Source organism: Pseudoxanthomonas sp. 97-1-1, from assembly GCF_057773125.1.
In genome coordinates, this window is record NZ_JBYMTJ010000001.1 from 239,934 (window position 1) to 256,998 (window position 17,065).

Annotated in this window: 19 protein-coding genes; 11 read left to right on the forward strand and 8 right to left on the reverse strand. The window is 66.9% G+C overall.

Annotation, left to right across the window (positions count from 1 at the left end; translation table 11 throughout):
- Positions 1-135 precede the first annotated feature (135 nt).
- Both AC3DET_RS01070 and AC3DET_RS01075 read left to right on the forward strand, forming a co-directional pair.
- A complete protein-coding gene (locus tag AC3DET_RS01070; protein ID WP_488390450.1) occupies positions 136-753 on the forward strand; it encodes a dihydrofolate reductase family protein in 618 nt (205 codons plus the stop codon).
- A gap of 86 nt (positions 754-839) precedes the next feature.
- On the forward strand, positions 840-1,319 hold the full coding sequence (locus tag AC3DET_RS01075) for a VOC family protein (protein ID WP_337729946.1): 480 nt from the start codon (positions 840-842) through the stop codon (positions 1,317-1,319).
- Between the two features lie 3 nt (positions 1,320-1,322).
- On the opposite strand, the gene AC3DET_RS01080 is transcribed toward AC3DET_RS01075, so the two are convergent.
- Positions 1,323-1,853 (reverse strand): hypothetical protein, encoded by a 531-nt coding sequence (locus AC3DET_RS01080; protein ID WP_446537227.1) that lies wholly within the window; start codon positions 1,851-1,853, stop codon positions 1,323-1,325.
- A gap of 164 nt (positions 1,854-2,017) precedes the next feature.
- Here AC3DET_RS01080 and AC3DET_RS01085 point away from each other — a divergent pair, with 164 nt between their 5' ends.
- The 3 genes from AC3DET_RS01085 to AC3DET_RS01095 are packed head-to-tail and all read left to right on the forward strand — an operon-like array spanning position 2,018 to position 4,774.
- The gene (locus AC3DET_RS01085) at positions 2,018-3,169 is read left to right on the forward strand and encodes an SPFH domain-containing protein (RefSeq protein ID WP_488390451.1); all 1,152 of its coding nucleotides are present in this window, start codon (positions 2,018-2,020) and stop codon (positions 3,167-3,169) included.
- A gap of 19 nt (positions 3,170-3,188) precedes the next feature.
- Positions 3,189-4,511 carry a TFIIB-type zinc ribbon-containing protein gene (locus AC3DET_RS01090; protein ID WP_488390452.1) on the forward strand — a complete coding sequence of 441 codons (1,323 nt, stop codon included), beginning with the start codon at positions 3,189-3,191 and terminating at the stop codon, positions 4,509-4,511.
- Positions 4,508-4,774: a hypothetical protein gene (locus AC3DET_RS01095; protein WP_337729952.1), complete on the forward strand. Its 267-nt coding sequence runs from the start codon at positions 4,508-4,510 to the stop codon at positions 4,772-4,774. The genes AC3DET_RS01090 and AC3DET_RS01095 overlap by 4 nt, the downstream gene beginning before the upstream one ends.
- Positions 4,775-4,884: 110 nt before the next feature.
- On the opposite strand, the gene AC3DET_RS01100 is transcribed toward AC3DET_RS01095, so the two are convergent.
- Together AC3DET_RS01100 and AC3DET_RS01105 are read right to left on the reverse strand one after the other, a co-directional pair.
- Positions 4,885-5,724, reverse strand: coding sequence for an amidohydrolase family protein (locus AC3DET_RS01100; protein WP_488390453.1), 840 nt, complete (start codon positions 5,722-5,724; stop codon positions 4,885-4,887).
- Between the two features lie 120 nt (positions 5,725-5,844).
- Positions 5,845-6,921: a helix-turn-helix domain-containing protein gene (locus AC3DET_RS01105; protein ID WP_488390454.1), complete on the reverse strand. Its 1,077-nt coding sequence runs from the start codon at positions 6,919-6,921 to the stop codon at positions 5,845-5,847.
- A 180-nt stretch (positions 6,922-7,101) separates the two neighbouring features.
- On the opposite strand from AC3DET_RS01105, the gene AC3DET_RS01110 reads away from it, so the two are divergent.
- From AC3DET_RS01110 to AC3DET_RS01120, 3 genes are all read left to right on the forward strand, one after another.
- Positions 7,102-7,905: a DUF2306 domain-containing protein gene (locus tag AC3DET_RS01110; protein ID WP_337729956.1), complete on the forward strand. Its 804-nt coding sequence runs from the start codon at positions 7,102-7,104 to the stop codon at positions 7,903-7,905.
- Positions 7,906-7,982: 77 nt separating this feature from the next.
- Complete coding sequence (locus AC3DET_RS01115; protein WP_488390455.1) at positions 7,983-8,279, forward strand: autorepressor SdpR family transcription factor; 297 nt, start codon at positions 7,983-7,985, stop codon at positions 8,277-8,279.
- Entirely contained in the window at positions 8,276-8,656 is a 381-nt protein-coding gene (locus AC3DET_RS01120; RefSeq protein WP_488390456.1) for a hypothetical protein, read from the forward strand. The genes AC3DET_RS01115 and AC3DET_RS01120 overlap by 4 nt, the downstream gene beginning before the upstream one ends.
- A gap of 123 nt (positions 8,657-8,779) precedes the next feature.
- Here AC3DET_RS01120 and AC3DET_RS01125 read toward each other — a convergent pair whose 3' ends face one another.
- Together AC3DET_RS01125 and AC3DET_RS01130 are read right to left on the reverse strand one after the other, a co-directional pair.
- Complete coding sequence (locus AC3DET_RS01125; RefSeq protein ID WP_488390457.1) at positions 8,780-10,270, reverse strand: hypothetical protein; 1,491 nt, start codon at positions 10,268-10,270, stop codon at positions 8,780-8,782.
- A gap of 21 nt (positions 10,271-10,291) precedes the next feature.
- Entirely contained in the window at positions 10,292-10,801 is a 510-nt protein-coding gene (locus AC3DET_RS01130; protein ID WP_488390458.1) for a hypothetical protein, read from the reverse strand.
- A 122-nt stretch (positions 10,802-10,923) separates the two neighbouring features.
- On the opposite strand from AC3DET_RS01130, the gene AC3DET_RS01135 reads away from it, so the two are divergent.
- Positions 10,924-11,166 (forward strand): hypothetical protein, encoded by a 243-nt coding sequence (locus AC3DET_RS01135; protein WP_488390459.1) that lies wholly within the window; start codon positions 10,924-10,926, stop codon positions 11,164-11,166.
- A gap of 264 nt (positions 11,167-11,430) precedes the next feature.
- On the opposite strand, the gene AC3DET_RS01140 is transcribed toward AC3DET_RS01135, so the two are convergent.
- On the reverse strand, positions 11,431-12,261 hold the full coding sequence (locus AC3DET_RS01140; RefSeq protein ID WP_488390460.1) for an NAD-dependent epimerase/dehydratase family protein: 831 nt from the start codon (positions 12,259-12,261) through the stop codon (positions 11,431-11,433).
- A gap of 97 nt (positions 12,262-12,358) precedes the next feature.
- On the opposite strand from AC3DET_RS01140, the gene AC3DET_RS01145 reads away from it, so the two are divergent.
- On the forward strand, positions 12,359-13,138 hold the full coding sequence (locus AC3DET_RS01145; RefSeq protein ID WP_488390461.1) for a helix-turn-helix domain-containing protein: 780 nt from the start codon (positions 12,359-12,361) through the stop codon (positions 13,136-13,138).
- A gap of 119 nt (positions 13,139-13,257) precedes the next feature.
- The gene (locus AC3DET_RS01150) at positions 13,258-14,451 is read left to right on the forward strand and encodes a serine hydrolase domain-containing protein (RefSeq protein WP_488390462.1); all 1,194 of its coding nucleotides are present in this window, start codon (positions 13,258-13,260) and stop codon (positions 14,449-14,451) included.
- 481 nt (positions 14,452-14,932) lie between these two features.
- On the opposite strand, the gene AC3DET_RS01155 is transcribed toward AC3DET_RS01150, so the two are convergent.
- Together AC3DET_RS01155 and AC3DET_RS01160 are read right to left on the reverse strand one after the other, a co-directional pair.
- Positions 14,933-16,024 (reverse strand): carboxypeptidase-like regulatory domain-containing protein, encoded by a 1,092-nt coding sequence (locus AC3DET_RS01155; protein WP_488390463.1) that lies wholly within the window; start codon positions 16,022-16,024, stop codon positions 14,933-14,935.
- Positions 16,025-16,160: 136 nt separating this feature from the next.
- On the reverse strand, positions 16,161-16,718 hold the full coding sequence (locus AC3DET_RS01160) for an REP-associated tyrosine transposase (protein ID WP_488390464.1): 558 nt from the start codon (positions 16,716-16,718) through the stop codon (positions 16,161-16,163).
- Positions 16,719-17,065: the final 347 nt, after the last annotated feature.

Consider the following 17,065-nt stretch of genomic DNA (forward strand, 5'->3'; position numbering starts at 1 on the left):
CGGGCAGCATCGCGGACACGGCGGATCAGCGCATTGATCGGGATCAACCACGCGCGTGATGCGGGCTGTCGATTTCCGCCGCGCCCGCTCGTCGTGGAAGAAAGGCGGACACCGGCGTCCGCAAGGAAACCCGACATGCGCAAGCTCATCGTGGCCGTCATGGCCAGCCTCGACGGCGTGATCCAGGCACCCGGCGGCCCGGACGAAGACCGCAGCGGCGGCTTCGCGCATGGCGGCTGGGTATGGCCCCATGCCGGCGACGGCGAGGTGATGGGGGGCGTGTTCTCGCGCCCGTTCGACCTGGTGCTCGGGCGCCGCACCTACGACATCTTCGCCAACTACTGGCCGCAGGTGCCCAGCGATGCCCCGCACGGCCACATCGCCGATGCGTTCAACAACGCCACCAAGCATGTCGCCACCCATCATCCGGACACGCTCGCGTGGCGGAACAGTCGTGCCCTGGGCACGGATCCCGTCGCCGCCCTGCGCGAACTCAAGCGCGGCGAGGGCCCGGACCTGGTGACGCAAGGCAGCAGCGACCTGCTGCATCAACTGCTGTCCGCCGATGTGGTGGACGAACTCCGCCTGCTGGTCTACCCGGTGCTGCTGGGCCACGGCAAGCGCCTGTTCGACGCCGGCACGCGGGCATCGGCATTGCGGCTGGCCTCGTCCGCGACCACGTCGGCCGGGGTGCTGGTCACGCACTACCTGCGCGATGGCGAGGTGCGTACCGGCGCGTTCGCTGGCCACTGAACACCCACTCCGCCCGCTTCACCCTGCCTTTCAAACGGCGCCGCGATGATCGCCCCGCCGTACTGCCCCCCCACAGGAGAACCAAGATGATCCCCAAGAACACCCTATGCCTCTGGTACGACACCGACGCGCTGGACGCCGCGACCTTCTACGCCAGCATCTTCCCGGACAGCGAAGTGAAGGCCGTCCACCATGCCCCGGCGGACTTCCCGTCCGGCAAGGAAGGCGACGTGCTGACGGTGGAGTTCAGCGTCCTGGGCATCCCCTGCGTCGGCCTCAACGGCGGCAAGGCATTCAAGCAGACCGAAGCGTTTTCGTTCCAGATCGCCACCGACGACCAGGAAGAAACCGACCGGCTGTGGAATGCCATCGTCGGCAACGGCGGCCAGGAAAGCGCCTGCGGCTGGTGCAAGGACAAGTGGGGCCTGAACTGGCAGATCACCCCGCGCGTGCTGACCGAAGCCTTCACCAGCCCGGACAAGGGTGTCGCCAAGCGCGCGTTCGAAGCGATGATGGAGATGCGCAAGATCGACATCGCCAGGATCGAGGCCGCGATCCGCGGCTGACGCTCACAGCCCCAGGTGGTCGATCAACGCGCGCCGCACGCGCTCGGCGTAGTCCTGCGACCCGTAGCAGCCGGCATCGAACACGCCGCCCGGGCCAGCGACCGCGGACAGGCCGGAGAACGTGGGCCGCGGCACGATGACGACCTGCCACGGCGCCTGGTCGTGGTCGGCGTCTTCGCTCCGGCGCACCTCCACGGCGGCCACGTTGGTGGTCGTCAGGCGGGTGGTGGTCAGTCGACCCCACGCCCGCCGCTGTACCACGATGGTGTGCGGCGAGTACTGCCAGTGATCGCCCCAGCCCGACAGCCCCGCGCGGATGAACTGCAGACCCACGTAGCCCGCACCGCCCACGATGACCGCGAAGAACGGGGTGGCGACGTTCAGCGGCCACAGCCCCCTGCCCAGCTCCCAGAGCGGCATGACGATGGCGAACGCGCCGGCGAGGACGCATCCCACGCGGATCGGCCACGGAAACTCGCGCTGCACCAGCGGCAGGTCGGAATCGAGGGTGGCAGCGGTGTCGTCGGCAGACATGACGGCATGGTAGCCAGAATCCCCGCGTTCGCATGACAGCGGCATGACACCTGCGTGCCCCCCGGACCGGCATGACCTCTGCGCCATGGCATCTGCGGGGGGATCGGTATACTCGGACCGGCTTGGCGGGTGCCCTACCCGCCCACGAATCACGGAGCGATGTCATGGGTCTTGTACAGGCGGTGGTGGGTGCGGTGGGTGGCGTGCTGGGCGACCAGTGGAAGGACTTCTACACGGTGCCGGCCGGCCTGCCGGCGACGGCGGCGCTGTTCGCCGCGGTGCCGCAGGGCACCAATGCCGGGCGCGGTTCCAACACCAGCGGCTCGACCAACATCATCACCAACGGCTCGAAGATCATCGTGCCCGAAGGCTACGGCCTGCTGCTGATGCAGGACGGCGCGATCACCGCGTTCGTCGCCGAGCCGGGCGGTTACGAGTGGCGCTCGGACGACATCAACTCGAAGTCGATCTTCGCCGGCGACGGCATCGTGTCGACTTTCATCACCCAGAGCTGGGAGCGCTTCAAGTTCGGCGGCCAGCCGGGCTCGCAGCAGGCGGCGTTCTTCGTCTCGCTGAAGGAACTGCCCGAGAACCGCTTCGGCACCCAGTCCGAGATCTACTGGGACGACGGCTTCCTCAACACCCAGGTCGGCGCGATCACGCGCGGCTCGTACACGCTGAAGATCGTCGACCCCATCCTGTTCGTGAAAAACTTCGTGCCGGCGGCGTACCTGCAGCCGGGCAAGGTGTTCGACTTCACCGACCTGGACAATGCGGCCGCCGGCCAACTGTTCAACGAAGTGGTCGGCTCGCTCGCCCCGGCCTTCAGCCTGTACACGAACGATCCGTCCAAGGGCAACCGCATCACCAAGATCCAGCAGGATTCGCTGGGCTTTGCGCAGAGCCTGTCCGCGGCCGTCGAGCGGGGTTACCAGTGGAGCTCCGACCGCGGCCTGGCCATCGTCAAGACCGCCATCGTCTCCATCGAGTACGACGCCAACACCCGTGAACTGCTGAAGACCGTGCAACGCGCCGATGCATTGTCTGGCGCGCGCGGCAATTCCAACCTGCAGGCCAGCGTGGCCCAGGGCATCCAGTCCGCCGGCGAGACCGGCGGCGCGGCAGGCCTGGTCGGCGTGGGCATGGCCTCGGGCATGGTGGGCGGTGTGGGCGCGCTGCAGCAGCCGGTGGCCCCGGCCGCACCGGCCGCCGAAGATCCCGTGGCCAAGCTGCAGAAAGCCAAGCAGATGCTCGACCTCGGCCTGATCACCCAGGCCGACTACGACGCACTGAAGGCAAAGGCACTGGGCCTGTAACCGGAACCGCACACCGCCCATGTCCAGCCCGCATCGCCCGGCGCCCCCGCCGTTGCCGCCGGCTCCTCCTGCAGGCCCGGGTTCGCCCCAGGAGGTTCCACCGTTGCCCGGGAGTTTCCCGGTCGACCCCGCCACCCTGCCCGACGCCATCCGTGAGGAACTGGAAGCGCCCGATCCGGTCGCCATCGACACCGCCTCGGCCGAGCTGAAGGACGGGCAGAACCACTGCCCGAAGTGCGGCGCCACCGACATCCGCCACAAGCTGGGCAGCGATGTGCTGGTGTGCCTGTACTGCCGCCACGAATGGGTCGGCGCGCGCGTCGAGGAGGCATTCGGTTTCGGCCAGGGCCATGCGGACCTGCGCGGCACGATCATCGCCTCCGGCGCGCGCGACATCGCCGCCGATGCCGCCGTCCTGATGACCTTCAAGTGCACCGGCTGCGGCGCCGAGGTGACCGTCAACACCGGGAGCGCGATGACCGCGCGCTGCCACTGGTGCCGCCACGTGTTCGGCGTGAACGAACAGATCGCCAACGGCGCGGTGCCGGATGCGGTGCTGCCGTTCCACATCAAGAAGGACGATGCCGTCGCGCGCATCCGCCAGTTCGTGGACAAGCGGCGGATGTTCGCGCTGAAGGCGTTCAAGGGGCAGTTCACGCCGGAGAACGTCGTCGGCGTGTACCTGCCCTACATGATCGTGGACGGCAACGCGAGCGCGGAGGTCGCCGGCAAGGGCGAGATCCTCACCCGCACCTACACGCGCGGCACCGACAAGAACAAGAAGACCTACTACGACGCCGACGTGTACCAGGTGGAGCGGGCGGTGGACTTCACCGTGGACGACCTGCCGCTGGAATCCTCCACCGAGCGCGGCAACCTGGATACGCGCGTCAACACGCAGAACATCATCAACACCATCCTGCCGTTCGATACCAAGAACGCGGTGAAGTGGAACGCGTCGTACCTGTCGGGCTTCACGTCCGAGAAGCGCGATACCGATGTGGAACAGCTGCGCCCGCGCCTGGAAGACCAGCTGCTGTCCATCGCGCGCGCGCAGGTGGAAGGCTCGGTGCACCGTTACGACCGGGGCGTACGCTGGGAACAGGAACGTCTTGAAGTCCATGGGACGCGCTGGGTGTCCATGTACCTGCCGGTGTGGCTGTACTCGTACCACCAGCCGGGCAGCAACGGCGGCATGCTGCACTACATCGCGGTCAACGGCCGCACGGGCGAAACCATGGGCAGCGTGCCGGTGCAGCACTGGAAGCTGCTGCTGGCGGCGCTGACCGTGGGCACATTCCTGGAGGGCATCGCCCTCGCGATCATCTGGGCGGGCGCATGAGCGACGACAGCGGTCTATGGCTGCTTGCACTGGGTCCGGCGGGCGCCAGCGCCCTGTACTGGGCGCTGTACCGGTATTACCGCAATACCGACAAGTCGCACGCCTTCGAGCGCGAGACGGAGATCGTGGCCAAGCCGGTGACCGGCGCGGACCGCAAGGTCGACGAGGTCAAGGGCACCCAGCGCACCCGCATCGATGGCGACAATGTGCGGGCGTATCGCCAACGCGTACAGCGGGTGCGCGACGACGCCAGCCCATCCTAGGGCGGGCTCCAGCCCGCCATTGCGGACCGTGCAAGATCGCGTTGCCACATCGACGAACACCGATGCGATGTTCCGCCGAGCAACCCTGCGGCGGAGGCATCCACACGGCGTCAGCGGCCGAACAGCTTCATCGCGTTGCCGCTGCGGATCTTCGCTTTCTCTTCGTCGCTCAGGTCCAGGCGGTCCAGTGCCTTCACTGTGGCGTCGAGGCTGATCTGCGGGTAGTCCGAGCCCAGCAGCACGTGGTCCATGCCCACGTTGCGCAGGGTCCAGAGGAATTCCTCTTCCACCGGCGAATCAGCCACCACCAGCACAGTGGCGGAGATGTCGAAGTAGAGGTTCTCGAAGCCGAAGCCGTCGGCGGTGCGCGCGAGGGCGAGGATGTTCCAGAAGCGGAAGTTCAAGCCGCCGATGTGGGCGAGGATGAACTTCGTCTTCGGCTCGCGCACCACCAGGTTGAACAGTTTTTCGCTGTCACCGGGCAGGATGTTGGCATTGTCCATCAGCACGGCGATGCCGAGTTCGCCGGCCTTGCGCACGAGGGTTTCCACGCGCGGGTCGGCGACGTCGAAGCCCTGGGTGTGGGCGTGGATCTTCAGCACCTTCACGCCGGCGGCGGCGACGCGGGCCAGTTCGGCCAGGGCCGCGTCGCCGTCGTACGGGTGGACGGTGGCGATGGGCACCGCGTCGGCATGCGCGGCCGCCAGCACGATCACGCGGTCGTTGCCGGCGCGGATCTTCGCCAGGTCGCCCTGCCGGGCCTGGTGCGGGCCGCCGAACCACATCACGCCAATGCCGGAGAGTTCCAGGCCGGCGGCGCGGACGGTTTCGCGGTAGTCACGCAGCGAGGTTTCGCCGTCGCGCAGATGGACGTGCACGTCGAACACGGGTTCGGCGGCGGTGGCGGTGGTGATGAACAGGCAGAGGGACAGGGCCAGCGTGCGCAGCATGCGTTGTCTCACAACAAAGGGATGCGCGTAGGGTGCCACGGACACGCGGGCGACGCCCTCTTCACAACATTACGTCGGCATCCTTCACCGCGTTGGCCGGGTGGATGCAGCCCGTCCCGTCTACGAAAACTCCAATCCGGCACGAGCGCGCGCGCGGTGCGCCGTGCGGTAGGCCGTCGGCGTGTAGCCCGTCGCGATCTTGAACGCGCGATTGAACGGACCCAGCGAGGCGAAGCCGGCATCGCCGCTGATGTCGAGGATGGTGGCGTCGTCGCCTGCATCCACCAGCCGGCCGCAGGCGTAGGCGATGCGGTGGCGGTTGATCATCTGGTTGAAATTCTTCTCGCCCAGCGTCTGGGTGATCAACCGGCTCAGCTTGTGTTCGGCCGTGCCCAGCCGGTGCGCCAGATCGATCACCTTCAACTCCGGCTCGCGGTAGACCTGCACCACGTCCAACTGGTGCTGCAATGCGCGCAGCAGGCGGATTTCTTCCGCGCCCGGCGGACTGGCCGGCGCACGCTCGGCCGGCGGCGCGTCGGTCACCGGCCACGGCACGTGGCGGCGGCGCCACAGCGCGCCGTGGGTGAACAGGATCATCGCCATCGCACACAGCGGAATCACCCCACCCCGCACCTCCGTCAGCAACGGCCAGGTCGCGGCCAGCGCGCCCGTCAGCGTGGTGGTCAGCACGCACGCGGCGAACAGCAGCATGAAAGCCAGTCGCAACCGGCGTTCGGCGCGCGGCAACGACGCCCAACTGCCGCGCAATGCTTCCAGAAAGGTCAGCACAAGCAGGGTGGAACTGGCCAGCGTCAGCAGGCTGCCCAGTCCAAACGCCCAGGGTGACGCCGTGCCCTGCCCGCCCAGCGTGGCGCCGCGGTACGCGGCAATCAGCAGCGCCACGCCGGCCGCGGCCAGCACATGCACCCGGCCCACACCGCCCTCACCGCGGAACAGTGCCCGCGACACCAGCCAGAACCCGTTGCACGTCGCGCTGCCGCCGATGGCAACCGCCCACACCATCCAGGTCGGCGCGCCTTCCATCCACGGCGCCATCAGCGAGAGCGCCATCGAGCCGCTCACCACGGCAAAGATCACCTCGGCATCGCGCTTGGGGCGTTGCCACAGCAGCACCAGCAATGAGGCCACCGCCACCGTGACGGCGACGCCCGTGGTGATGGTCGGCCAGCTCGGCATGGTCGCGTCCTCGTGGAGTCCGCCACAGCGTGCGACCCGGGGCGCCCCGCGCCAACCGCCATCGGTCACGGCCGGGCACGCCGAATCACCGTGCACGATCCGGCTGGCCGATTTCCGAATCGGCGAGACGGCCCCCACAGGCGCCGCGCACGGTGACGCTCCCTTCCCCGGAGTCTTGCCATGACGGCGTCTGTTCCCCTCCCTCCGCCATCCCGCCTGCTGTCGCTCGGCGCCACCGCCTGGTTCATCGCCGCCACCGTCGGTCAATGGGCGTTCGTGGCGTTCATCGTGCTGTTCTTCGGCGGGCCGATGCTGGGCGGCGATCTGTCGCCGCTCAACGCCAAGCCGCACGTCACCGGCTATGTGCCGGGAGATGTCGTCGGGAACCTGCAGTTCGTCGGTCACGCGCTGCTGGCCGGGCTGGTGACCTTCGCCGGGGCCTGGCAACTGGTGCCGGCGCTGCGGCGGCGTTGGCCGCATCTGCACCGGTGGAACGGGCGGGTGTTCCTGTCGGTGGCGCTGGTGGTCACGCTGACCGGCTTCTGGCTGGTCTGGGTGCGCGGGTCGCAGTTGGGGCCGGCCAGCAATCTGTCGATCTCGTTGAACGGACTGCTGATCGTGGTCTTCGCGCTGCTGGCCTGGCGCAGTGCGCGGGGCAAGGATTTCGCGGCGCACCGGCGGCATGCGCTGCGCGCGTATCTGCTGGTGAACGGGGTGTGGTTCCTGCGCATCGGCATCATGCTGGCCGGGCTGGTGCTGACGCCGCTGGGCATCAAGATCGATTACACGGGCGCGCCCTTCATCCTGGTCAGCTTCGGCAGTTGGATGGTGCCGCTGGTGGTGCTGTCGCTGTACTTCGCCGCAGAGCGTTCGCGCCATGCGGGGGTGAAGGTGGCGATGGGCGGCCTGCTGGCGCTGCTGGCCTTGCTCACCCTGGCCGGCAGCGTGGCCGCGATGGTCTTCATGTGGTGGCCGGTGCTGTAGCGCCCACCACGAGGCCCCGTGCCCCACGCCGACCAATGGCGCTTGACACATTTCGATGATTAGCTAACTATCACATCATGAGCCAGATCTTCCGCGCCCTCTCCGATCCCACCCGCCGCCAGGTGCTGCAGTTGCTGCGCAAGGGCCCGCTGAGTGCGGGCGAGCTGAGCGACCAGTTCGATGTCTCCAAGCCGACGATGTCGGCGCACTTCGCGGTGTTGAAAGAAGCCGATCTGGTGCATGCGGAAAAGGTCGGCAAGTCCGTGATCTATCACCTGAAGCTGTCGGTGCTGGAAGACGCACTGCTCGGCTTCGTCCACTCGTTCGGCGCGGGCAAGGCCGCCCCGAAGTCAAAAAAGGGGTCTACGCGATGAACAGAGAAGTGCTTACCAGTCTGGCGTGGGGTGTCGGCATCGTGGTGCTGGCGTTGTGCGCAACGTTCGCCCGCTCGCAGGGTTATGTCGACAGCGAAATGGTCGATCGCATCGTGATGGGCGCCATCGGCTTGATGGTGGCGTGGTTCGGCAACCAGATGCCCAAGCGGTTCGTGCCCAGTGCGCGGGCGCGGCAGGCGCAGCGCGTGGCCGGCTGGTCGATGGCGCTCAGCGGGTTGATCTATGCGGGGTTCTGGATCGCGGCGCCGAAGGATGTGGCGGTCATCGGCGGTTCGCTGGCGGTACTGCTGGGCATCGCGGTGACGATGGCCTACTGCCTGTCGCTGCGGAACAAGGCACGCGTTTCGGGGGCCTGAGGGAATCCGGGTGAGGCGCACCTGTCGCTTCCTTCTCCCCGTACCACGGGGAGAAGGTGCCGAAGGCGGATGAGGGGCGCTTTGATTTCCGCGCACGCGAAACGCGATTCTCTGGAAGCGGGCTCACATCTGCCTTACGGGTACCTGTTGAATCTCTCGCTCCTCCACCTGTTGCTGCACCGTCGCTTGTGCGCCCCGTTCGAGGAAAGCGACCCCATCAGGTGATTGCGCGTACTCCCGCAGGATACGATCGGCACCCATCTCATCCCCCGCGGTGACTGCAGCGAGCAATCGGTTGAGGTACGGACTCTCGAAGGTGGGTGCGGGCATGCGTTCCGCGTGCCGCTCCGACTCCTGTCTCCCGCGGCCGATCTCTTCCAGCACCGCGCTCCCGTCGGCTCGCAGCACTGGCGTCCTGGGATCGACACGCAACAAGGTCTCTTGCCGTCCACCTTGGTCAATCGTCAACGTCGTCGTGCCGTCGGCATTGCGCACGCGCGTCACGCTATCCGGATCGATGCTGCGCCATTGACCGTCGATGAAAGCCTGACCCCGTCCATTCTGGTTCCAATGCACGAAATCATCGCCCGACACATAAAAGCCCGCCTGTCGGCGGCCATTGGCTTGTGGCTGGGGATTGCCTTCAGCGAGCGACCCGCCTCTGTCGAGCGCTTCGATGAACCGACGCGAGGACTCCGGCGTCAGGAACAGCGATCTCACCGTGTCGTATTCGAAGCCGAGATTGGGATTCTCCGCGTTGGGCTGATGCGCAGCAACCGGACCGATGAGCGGATTCGCAGACACATTGGTCCACGCGCGGTGCAACGGACTTTCCGGATCGGCCCCACGTAAGGCATTGAGCACCTCGATGCCGCGCAACGTGTTGTCCGCCCCGCTTTGCAGGTAGTTCGGGTTGCCGTTGCGCTGATTGGGTAGTAAGCCATCAATGGCGGTCTTCACCTCGTCCGGCGAGGTCAGCGTGCCCGCTTCCACCTGCCGGATCAGCCCCGGCCAGAACCCGCGGCCGGCCTGGTTCTGCAGCTTCATCATCATGCCGGCCAGTTCGGCCTGCTCGTCGCCGGTGCTATTGCGGTACAGATCCGTGCGCTGCAACCGTTCCAGGGCTGAGTCGCGATTGCCCACCACCGCATCCCGGGCGGTGACGCCATTGACGTGCTCGGTATCGAGACCGTGCACGAATGCGCGACCGGCGTCGGAGGCGAGGAAGCGGTTGATGCGCTGACGATCGATGTCGACGGCACGATCGTTCTGCATCTGCTCTCCGGAGCGCTGCAGCGACTGCAGTGTGGTGTCGTAAGCGTTCTGGCCCAGTTCGAGTGTGAGCCGGTCGGGCTGCGCTCGCGCCCAGGTCTGGTAGTTGTCCAACAGGTCGCGCGCCACCTCGGGATGCCATCCGAGATCGATCTGCAGCGTGCCGAAGGAGTAACCGCTGTTGGCCACCGGCATCATGCGTCCACCCGGACCCACATTGCCGGCGAAGCTCAGGCGGTAGGCGACATCACGCCCTGCGATGCTGCCTTCCGAGGTGACACCGACGGCAAAGTAGGCGGCGGCCCGCAGTTCGTTGTCGGTCAGGGGGTTCGGGTTCGTCATGGTCCATTTCCTTATGGGTCCTTAGGGGGCGTCACCGGGAATGCCGGACAGGCAGTCCTCCATCCACGGTTCCGCTAGCAACGCGTCGCGCTGGCCGTCAGCTAAGCGCACGGCCTGGTAATAGGGGAAGCAGGAGCCGTCCGCACGCGTCAGGTCGGAAAGCTTGCCCTTACAGATCCGTAGCGGCTTGTCGATGCGCTGCCAGCCGTCCTCGCATTCGGTATCGGTCTCGACACTCTTACGACCGCACACATGCGTGCGCCTCGCATCCGTGGGTGAGTCCGCGTGCGCGACGATCCTGCCTCTGTACTCTTTTCCGGTGGCGAAATGAAACCAGGTGCCGCAGATGCGACTGCCACGTTGTAGCAGCACGTAGCGGCTACATTCCTCCGGCGCCGTCGTGCCTGGACATGCCTCCCATTCCCCCGCGAACGTGCCGCTTTCACCAGCGGAGGTGGGGGCCGCTTCGCTGCCCGCCCGCCCGGCGCGCATTCCCGTGCATGCCACCAGACCCAACAACGCCACCATCATCCATCTACGCATCCAGAATCCCTCCCGACGAGCGTTGTCCCATCCTACGGCGCGATTCGGTCAGCCACAACACGATCGATAGCGAGAAGGTCGACAGCATTGTGATATGGACCGACGGCTTGATGGTGGCGTGGTTCGGCAACCAGATGCCGAAGCGGTTCGTGCCCAGTGCACGGGCGCGGCAGGCACAGCGCGTGGCCGGCTGGTCGATGGCGCTCAGCGGCCTGGTCTATGCGGGGCTCTGGATCGCGGCGCCGAAGGATATGGCGGTGATCGGCGGTTCGCTGGCGATCTTGATCGGGATTGCGATGACAGCGGGCTATTACCTGTCGCTGCGGAAAAAGGCGCGGGTGTCGGGCGCCTGAGCCGGCGCACCCGTCGCTTCCTTCTCCCCGTGCAACGGGGAGAAGGAGACAAGCATGGCTGTCTGCCCTTCCCTTCTCCCCGTGACACGGGGAGAAGGTGCCGAAGGCGGATGAGGGGCGCTTTGCCGTCCGCGCACGCGGAGCACGAACATGCACGACACCCGGCACGCGCCTCATCGTCCACGATCCGGGGTGCGCCGCACTTACCCGGACCACGTGGCGGCATCAACCCGGCATCGCGTCATCCGTCCGGGCGGTCGATACTCACGCCTGCCCGGCGTCGACCGCATCCACCAATCGCGGGTACAGCGGCTGGAAGCCGAGGTTTTCCCGCAGGCGGCGACCATCCATGACGGCCGCGAACGCTTTCGCGCGTTCGGGGTCGGTGCCGTCCGGCGGCGGCTGTCCCACCGAAGCGAACAGCGTCGCCAGATCGGGGGCCTCATCATCCACCACGTTGTAGATGCGATACGCAGGCGATGCCTTGTCCAGCAACCGGACCACGGCCTGCGCCACGTCCGCGTGATGGCCGATGGACATGCGTTGCGTGGGCGGGAAGGTGCGCATGAACGGCACCACGTCCTGGATGTGCGGGTCGCCATCGCCGTAGACGAACGGCAGGCGCAGGATGCGGACGTCCAGACCGTCGATGGCCAGCAGCATGCGTTCGGCGGCGAGCTTGCTCTGCGGGTAGGCATCCACGGGGGCGCAGTCGTCGTCTTCCTGCGCCAGGGCACCGCCGTTGGGTCCATAGACCAGGCCCGTACTCATGAACACGAACCGCCCCACCGCTGCCTCGCGGGCGGCATGGGCCAGGTGTTGCGTGCCGAGGTTGTTCACGGCGTGCGCTTCTTCCGGGGTGGCGCCGCGGAAGAACGCCGCGCAGTGCACGACGGTATCCACGCCCTGCACCGCCGCCGGCAGCGCGTCCGGCTGCATCAGGTCGCCGGTGACCAGGTGGATGCCGTGGCCCGACAGTTCGGTCGCACGGGCGGGATCGCGCACCAGGGCACGCACGGTGTGTCCGTGCTGCACCAGTCGCTGGGCGAGTCTGCTGCCTACTTTTCCGGTCGCGCCGGTCACGAGTATGTTCATGCGGCCACGGTAGCCGGCGCATGCGCGATGGCATTGGAAAAAACGGCCATGGGCCGGCGGGTTGCGGCGCGGCGGAACGGCCCACCACAATGCAGGCATGCCCGCCGATCCTGCCCGCCACACCGTGACGCCCGCCCGTGGCGCATTGCGTCCGATCCTCGCCATGGCGGTGAGTCATTACGCGACCGACCGGCAACGCGTGGCGGTGCCACAGGTGGAGGCGCAGGTGGTGGTGCGTTTCGGGCCGTCGATTCCGGGCGGCGTCGATATCCATGCGATGGGCGCGAGGAGCCGCGTGCACCGGAAGCTGATCCGTGGCGGGCACCGGGCGGTGCTGGCGCGGTTGCAGCCGGGGACGTACGAGACGGTGCTGGGCGTGTCCGCGTCGGAACTGTCGGGTCGCACGGTGCCACTCGAAGCCCTGTGGAGGCCTGCGAGCGCGCAGCGTTTGCGCGAGCAGCTTGCTGAAGCACCCGATGCGCGTGCAGCGGGCGGAGTGCTGGAAGCGGCGGTCATGGCGCGCATGGCGGGTGGCAAGGTGGCCGGCGCAGTGCCGGCGTTCCTGCCGATCGCATTGGAGAGGTTGCAGGTGACCAGCGTCGGCACGGTGGCGCGTGAGCTGGGAATCAGTGAACGCCATCTGCGACGCGTGTTGCACGAGGTGCTGGGTGTCGGCCCCAAGACGTATGCGCGGTTGAAGCGGTTCGAGCAGGCGGTGCGGGCGGCGCAGTCGGGAGAGGACATCAACTGGTCGGCGATCGCGGCGGATGCGGGCTACTACGACCAGGCGCATCTGATCGCGGACTTCCAGGCGATGGCGGGGTGTACGCCGCGGAGTCTGCTGGCGGAGTTGCGGGAGACTTCCGTCGCGTCGTAGGGCTGCGCACGGCCTCCGCCGCGGAGTCATCGCGGTGCCGGGCACGTGGACCCGCCCGCTTAAACCCCTTGTCCTTCCCCTGCATCAACCTCCTGGACACTCACGCCAGGAACCCTGCGATGCGTACCGATGCCATCGTGCCGACACGCTTGCCCTGGCTGGGGCTGGTCCTGCTGCTGGCCAGTTGCACGCCGTCGTTGCGCTCGACGGTACAGACCGATGGCCGTCTGAGGCCGCCGACCCCTGCAGTCGAACACGACCTGCAGAAGATCCTCGACAAACACCGCATCACGACGGCCGGCCTGGGCATGCTCGTGGACGGCAAGCTCGTGTGGGCGCTCTACCACGGCGATGCCTCGCCCGGTGTCCCCGCCAACGCGGCCACGCGGTTCAACGTTGCCTCCATCACCAAGACGGTGACCGCGGAAACCGCTCTGCGGCTCGCAGAAGCGGGTGAGCTGGACCTCGATGAATCCCTGGGTGCGTACTGGGTGGATCCCGATATCGCCGGCGACCCGCGACTGCCGTCGCTGACCGCACGCACGGTGCTCACGCACACCACGGGCTTTCCCAACTGGCGGTTCTTCCGCAGCGACGGCAAGCTCGCCTTCACACGCACGCCCGGTGAGGCGTACGGCTATTCCGGTGAAGGGTTCGAATACCTCGCGCGTGCGATCTCCAACAAACTGCAGCGTCCGTTCCCGCAGGTGGTACGGGAACGGGTGCTTGAGCCCGCCGGGATGCAGCATGCGGTGATGGAGGTACGGCGCGACGGGCTGCGCGACGTCGCCCTTCCCGTCGACGATGACGGCGTGGCGTACGGGGTATGGTGCCGGCCGAACGGATGGTGTCGTGGAGAAGGCAGCTACTCCGCCGCCGACGACATGTTGGTGACCGTGCCCGACTACGCGCGCTTTCTTGGCATGGTCGCCCGGGAGGAATCCCGCAACGCCGGCACGCCGTTCGCGCGGGGCCGGGTGCTGGTCGATACCGGCGATGATGCGGTCGTGCTCTGCGGAGACGGCGCGGTCGTCGATTGTCCGCGTGCGCAGGGATATGGGCTGGGGTTCCAGATCATCGAAGATGAGGCGACGCGCATTGTGGGCCATGGCGGCAACGATTGGGCGGAAGTCACGCTGGGCTACATCCGGCTGCCGACGCGTGATGGGCTGGTCATTTTCCTCAACGCGCCGAACCTGCGTGGATTGGCGGCCATGCCGGAACTGGTGGAACTGCTGGACGCGGACTCGCCCTTCCCCAACCAGTACCGGCGATGGCTGGCGCACGATCTCGCGCAGAAAGCTACGCGCTGAGATCTTCTGGCGGTGCGGGGTTGGGACCTGCTGACTGCCTGTGTGTGCGGCAGCTGTCGGTGGTGGGGTGAATGCCGCGCCCTACATGGGCGTTTGAGGCTTTTCGGTGAAGCGTTGCGTCTTTTTCGCTCTCGCGTGGATCTTTTCCGGTGTCGCGACACCCTTTTCGGGTATCGCGAGGACCTTAATGAGAGATGAGAGACCCGTCGGGGGTGGCGCGCCACGCTTTTTCGGTATCGCGAGACTCTTTTTCGGTGTCGCGACACCCTTTCTGGTGGAACGTTGGACCTTAGTGAGAGACGAGAGACTCTTTTCGGCCGAACGTTGGACCTTACTGTGAGAAGAAAGACCCTTTTTGGGTGTCGCGAGACCGTTAGTGAGAGAAGAGAGACCCGTCGATGGTCTCGCGGACGCGCAGGGCGGGCTCAAGCCCGCCTTACGGGTTGACAGCCACCCTGCCGGCCGCCGCGCCCTCCGCCCGCTAGCGGCAGATGAAAAAGCACCCCAGCATCGACTTGTCCAGGGTCACCTGCAGGGTTTCACCGTCCTTGAGGTGCACGGTCTTGGAGAAGGTCGTGTTCTTCTTCACGTCCTCGAACCAGTAGGCGACCTGGTCGTTGGAGCCGATGTACTGGTTGCCGGCGTATACGTCGGTGCGACCGGTCACCTCGCTGCGGGTCACGGTCTCCTTGTAGGAGAAGTCGGCGATCAGCAGGTACTCGCCGGGCGGCAGCTTGGTGAAGCGGAAGCCGCCCTGGTCGTCCAGGATCGTCGCGAACATGAAGTGCTTGGCGATGCGCTCGGGGATCTGGTCGGGCATCTTCTGGCTCTGCTTGACCGTCTCGAACCACTGTTTGAACTCATCGCTCATGTGGATCAGGCCCACCCGCTGGCTGCCCTTCGGCGGGTACTGCTTCTTGGCCAGCACCGCGCCCTTGTAGAAGGCGGTGCCGGCGATGGCGCCGGTGCCCATCAGGCGGATCTCGGAGGTCGCCTCGGCCAGGCTCTTGCCGCCGGTGAAGCGTTTGCCGGCCAGGCAGTCGAGCATGGCGCTGCGCGCCTGGTCCAGGCCGTCGTAGGACAGGCCGAACACGTCCACGCCGCCGACCCGGACCTTCATGCCGGTTTCCTTGGCGCGCATGGAGCCCATGGTCTGCTTGAGGTCGCCGACGGGGACCATCAGGAAGCCGCCGCCTTTGGTGCCGCCGGCCGGCATCAGCGCGCCGCGCATCGTGGCGGGTGGCAGGCCGTCCTGCTGCAGTTCGAGGGTCACTTCCTGCGCGGCCGGCGGCGTGGCGATGCGGGGGCCGTGCATCAGGATGGCGGCGGTGGGAGATTTGGCGGTGGGGCCGATGAGGGCCAGTTGGGACTGGTCTTTCCTGACGGAGGTGAAGCGGGCCACGCAGCCTTTGCCGGGCGATCCTTCGGGCTGCTGCAGGAACCAGGCGCCGTCGGTGTTGCGGGTGATGAGGCGGCCTTCGTCGTCGGTGCCGGCAGCGCGTGCCTGAGCGGTGAAGCCGAAGGTGGCGGCCAGCAGGGTGAGCAGTGCGGGGGTCAGGCGGCGAGGCGTCATCACGGGCGTCCGATGTCCAGGTGCGGGAAATTGTGACGATTCCCCGGGAGGTTCACGAGTGACGTTGATCCCGTGATGGGGGGCGTTCGTCACTGCATGCGTCGTGGCGTTCGGTCATGCAATCCGTAGGGCGGGCTCAAGCCCGCCATCGTGCCCACTCGCCATCACCGCTCCCCCACCCCATCCAACGCCATCGGCTCAGACGCCCAATCGACCGGATACTCCCCGCCGCCACCCATTGCCGGAAAGACGAATACGGCCAGTCGCACGCACGCACCGCATGCCCATGCATCACCGGATTGATATGCACGTAATCGACATGGCGACGCAGGTCGTCGTCATCGCGGATCAGGTGTTCCCAATAGCGCCGTTGCCAGATACCCCGCTCGCGGCGGGCGATACGTCGCGATGACCGACGTTCTTTGGCCGGCAATGCCCGGCTGAAGCCGGATTTGATCTGCGCCCAGCGGTTGGCGTTGTCGGCGTCGCCCTCCGGCAGCCGCCACACGCAATGCAGGTGGTCGGGCAACACCACGATGGCGATCACCTGGAACGGGCGCGCCGCCCTCGCCGCCCGGAATGCGTCGCGCAGCAAATCGACGTGCTCGACGAGCAAGCAGCGGCGACGCTCCAACAGGTTGACGGTGAAGAAATAGGTGCGGCCCGGCACCCAGACGCGACGGTAATTCGACATGCCGGCAGCGTGCCGGAGGCATCACGCGATCACCGTCGTCGCAGACCCCACACCCATGTCGGAGAAGTCCGACCCGCGCAAGCCTTAAGCCGGTGGGCCAGGGCCCACCCTACGCAATCCATCGCCGCTCAGCGCACCCCGGTAACCCCTCAAGCGTAGGGCGGGCTCAAGCCCGCCTTACGGGTTGAACTAGGCACAGCAGCCACATTGCAATCCCGCCGAGGCGAGACGGGTAAGCGCTCTCTGCAGTCCTGGCGCTCTGGTTGCAGCACGCTCTATGCTCCAACTAGCGCGCGCGAACTGAGAGAGCCTAGCGCTATAGCCAATTCCTTGAGACGCCTCCGAGC

What these genes read in the sequence shown, in the direction of transcription:
- AC3DET_RS01085 (WP_488390451.1), top strand. Translation starts at nt 2,018, where the DNA reads ATGGGTCTTGTACAGGCGGTGGTGGGTGCGGTGGGTGGCGTGCTGGGC.
- AC3DET_RS01120 (WP_488390456.1), top strand. Translation starts at nt 8,276, where the DNA reads ATGAACAGAGAAGTGCTTACCAGTCTGGCGTGGGGTGTCGGCATCGTG.
- AC3DET_RS01135 (WP_488390459.1), top strand. Translation starts at nt 10,924, where the DNA reads ATGGTGGCGTGGTTCGGCAACCAGATGCCGAAGCGGTTCGTGCCCAGT.
- AC3DET_RS01110 (WP_337729956.1), top strand. Translation starts at nt 7,102, where the DNA reads ATGACGGCGTCTGTTCCCCTCCCTCCGCCATCCCGCCTGCTGTCGCTC.
- AC3DET_RS01070 (WP_488390450.1), top strand. Translation starts at nt 136, where the DNA reads ATGCGCAAGCTCATCGTGGCCGTCATGGCCAGCCTCGACGGCGTGATC.
- AC3DET_RS01105 (WP_488390454.1), bottom strand. Translation starts at nt 6,921, where the DNA reads ATGCCGAGCTGGCCGACCATCACCACGGGCGTCGCCGTCACGGTGGCG.
- AC3DET_RS01095 (WP_337729952.1), top strand. Translation starts at nt 4,508, where the DNA reads ATGAGCGACGACAGCGGTCTATGGCTGCTTGCACTGGGTCCGGCGGGC.
- AC3DET_RS01145 (WP_488390461.1), top strand. Translation starts at nt 12,359, where the DNA reads ATGCCCGCCGATCCTGCCCGCCACACCGTGACGCCCGCCCGTGGCGCA.
- AC3DET_RS01160 (WP_488390464.1), bottom strand. Translation starts at nt 16,718, where the DNA reads ATGTCGAATTACCGTCGCGTCTGGGTGCCGGGCCGCACCTATTTCTTC.
- AC3DET_RS01125 (WP_488390457.1), bottom strand. Translation starts at nt 10,270, where the DNA reads ATGACGAACCCGAACCCCCTGACCGACAACGAACTGCGGGCCGCCGCC.
- AC3DET_RS01140 (WP_488390460.1), bottom strand. Translation starts at nt 12,261, where the DNA reads ATGAACATACTCGTGACCGGCGCGACCGGAAAAGTAGGCAGCAGACTC.
- AC3DET_RS01130 (WP_488390458.1), bottom strand. Translation starts at nt 10,801, where the DNA reads ATGATGGTGGCGTTGTTGGGTCTGGTGGCATGCACGGGAATGCGCGCC.
- AC3DET_RS01075 (WP_337729946.1), top strand. Translation starts at nt 840, where the DNA reads ATGATCCCCAAGAACACCCTATGCCTCTGGTACGACACCGACGCGCTG.
- AC3DET_RS01150 (WP_488390462.1), top strand. Translation starts at nt 13,258, where the DNA reads ATGCGTACCGATGCCATCGTGCCGACACGCTTGCCCTGGCTGGGGCTG.
- AC3DET_RS01115 (WP_488390455.1), top strand. Translation starts at nt 7,983, where the DNA reads ATGAGCCAGATCTTCCGCGCCCTCTCCGATCCCACCCGCCGCCAGGTG.
- AC3DET_RS01100 (WP_488390453.1), bottom strand. Translation starts at nt 5,724, where the DNA reads ATGCTGCGCACGCTGGCCCTGTCCCTCTGCCTGTTCATCACCACCGCC.
- AC3DET_RS01155 (WP_488390463.1), bottom strand. Translation starts at nt 16,024, where the DNA reads ATGACGCCTCGCCGCCTGACCCCCGCACTGCTCACCCTGCTGGCCGCC.
- AC3DET_RS01090 (WP_488390452.1), top strand. Translation starts at nt 3,189, where the DNA reads ATGTCCAGCCCGCATCGCCCGGCGCCCCCGCCGTTGCCGCCGGCTCCT.
- AC3DET_RS01080 (WP_446537227.1), bottom strand. Translation starts at nt 1,853, where the DNA reads ATGTCTGCCGACGACACCGCTGCCACCCTCGATTCCGACCTGCCGCTG.